At 33.8% G+C, this 1,460-nt stretch carries 2 protein-coding genes and 1 pseudogene; all 3 read right to left on the bottom strand.

Annotated elements, in window-relative coordinates; all coding sequences use genetic code 11:
• Positions 1-96: 96 nt before the first annotated feature.
• On the bottom strand, positions 97-492 hold the full coding sequence (locus AC1DTM_RS26280) for a hypothetical protein (protein WP_002110404.1): 396 nt from the start codon (positions 490-492) through the stop codon (positions 97-99).
• 93 nt (positions 493-585) lie between these two features.
• Complete coding sequence (locus AC1DTM_RS26275) at positions 586-828, bottom strand: GlsB/YeaQ/YmgE family stress response membrane protein (protein WP_002110405.1); 243 nt, start codon at positions 826-828, stop codon at positions 586-588.
• Positions 829-951: 123 nt separating this feature from the next.
• A pseudogene (locus AC1DTM_RS26270) lies at positions 952-1,460 on the bottom strand (nucleoside hydrolase); the annotation flags it as partial.

Raw genomic sequence — 1,460 nt, 5'->3', positions numbered from 1 at the left:
GTTTAACCTATAAGGCTTGAGGGAATGGCACTTGAAATAATATCTTAATAAAATTAAAAAAACTGCCCTATTAAAGGACAGCTTCAAATATGTATTTTATACTTCGATAGATTTACCATCTTCAACGATATGGTAAAGTAAATGCGCTAAATGATGAATTGGACCATTTTCTTCCTCTTCTTCATTTGTCTCACCTTGGAATTCAAGATCATTTAAGTATAGTGCTAAAAATTGATAGAACAATTTCAAATCAAATCCGTAGCAAGCACTTGGTTCTTCATGATCTCCTTCATATTGTAACATTAAGTATTGCTCGTTTCCTTCTGCATCTTCAGCATCAAAGAATACGAAGAAACCAACGTTTGTATCTAAATCAAATAGATGACGAGTACCTTTTTCTGTTGCTTTATCGAAGTCCTCTTCACTTAATTTATGTACTGTTGTTGCCTTTGCATTATCCTCTTGATGAAAATTTACTGTAAATGATTTCAATGCTGACACCTCCTGATTGTATAAAAGTAGCATAACAGATTAAACAACATAATACAAAGGGACTGCTCACAAATGTAAACAGCCCCTTACTATTTATTTCCGTATAGCTCGTAATAAGAAGCTCACAATGAAAATTAATATGACCGCACCTATTAAAGCTGGAATAATTGCAAATCCGCCAATAACAGGACCGAATTTACCAAGTAACAACGAACCAAGCCAAGAACCGATAATACCAGCAATAATATTACCAATTACACCGCCCGGTACATCCTTTCCTGTGATCAGACTTGCAAACCATCCTAAAATACCACCGACGATTAAATACCAAATCATATATTTACCTCCTTTATTTTTGAACAATAAAATTATAATCAGAAACAATTGCTTACCATTAGTTATGTTACATTTTTCATAAGTTATTCGTCTTATGAAAATCATTCAAATCTGCTCAACATATTAAGGACCATCTGGCTTCAATATTGTTCTCATAAATTCGTCTTTAAACGCTTGATAATTAAATTCAACGGCAATTCTTTGTATAGGACGATTATCAAACGTCGTTGGCTCAGCTATTCTTCTAAAATCTGCAACACTTTGCCCTCTCGTTACATCATTTGTCGTACTTATTCAAACTGCTGATTTTTTATATTCAAAAATATCATCATTTATAAATGAAATGAACGGAAGTAAATCGTGAATCGGACTCCCAGCAATACCTGGATATTCTTTTTTGTAAAAGTTTTCGTAATAAAAATCGATCATTGGCTTAATAAGTTTCGCCTGTCCTGTTCCTTCTTTATCAATAATATCGACCATTTCAGGAGTAATAAGAGCGCGCTGCGTTACATTTAACGGGTATATAGTAGCATTTTGCGCATATTTCATAACGATATTCGCGGCAATTGGATCGCCGTAAAAATTAGCTTCTGATACAGGTGTAACATTACCCGGAAATAGAAAAGCAC

Source organism: Bacillus sp. P4_D3 (assembly GCF_056401855.1).
The sequence above is the reverse complement of the archived record's forward strand: the minus strand, read 5'-3'. Positions and strand labels throughout refer to the sequence as shown.

What these genes read in the sequence shown, in the direction of transcription:
- AC1DTM_RS26275 (WP_002110405.1), bottom strand. Translation starts at nt 828, where the DNA reads ATGATTTGGTATTTAATCGTCGGTGGTATTTTAGGATGGTTTGCAAGT.